This window comes from Reyranella sp. (genome assembly GCF_050185545.1).
In the GTDB taxonomy this organism is placed as follows: Bacteria; Pseudomonadota; Alphaproteobacteria; order Reyranellales; family Reyranellaceae; genus Reyranella.
In genome coordinates this window covers 8678-9087 of the sequence record NZ_JBFWZI010000244.1, presented here as the reverse complement: position 1 = coordinate 9087, position 410 = coordinate 8678, and the positions used below count along the sequence as shown (strand labels likewise).

The following is a 410-nucleotide window of genomic DNA, read 5'->3' as shown; positions in this document are numbered from 1 at the left end:
CAGGCGATGGGCCGGCCGGTGGTGGCCGAGGACGGCGGCGGCGCCGCCGAGACGGTGCGCGCCGGCGTCACCGGGTGGCTGGCCGCCTCGGGCGATGCCTCGGCGCTGGCCGAGGCGCTGAATGGCGCGCTGTCGCTGTCGCTCGAGCGCCGCGCCGAGCTGGCGCGCGCCGCCCAGGAGCACGTACGCGGACTCTACGCCCTGCCGGCCTCCAACCAGCGCCTGCTGGCGCTGTATGAGCGGCTGGCAGGTGGGTGAGATCATTGTCCTCCCCACGCAGTGGGGAGGTGCCCCGTCATACGGGGCCTGCCTCCGCCGAAGCGAAGCCGCTTCGGCTTCGCAGCAGGCAGGCGGAGGGGTCATGGCTCATGCGGGCCGCGGGCGTCCCGCCCGCTCATGTTCATGGTCAT

General features: G+C 74.4%; 1 protein-coding gene. It reads left to right on the top strand.

The window, feature by feature from the left end:
* The coding region (locus AB7O82_RS34595; RefSeq protein ID WP_428621488.1) for a glycosyltransferase at positions 1-258 on the top strand (258 nt) is incomplete at its 5' end.
* Positions 259-410: the final 152 nt, after the last annotated feature.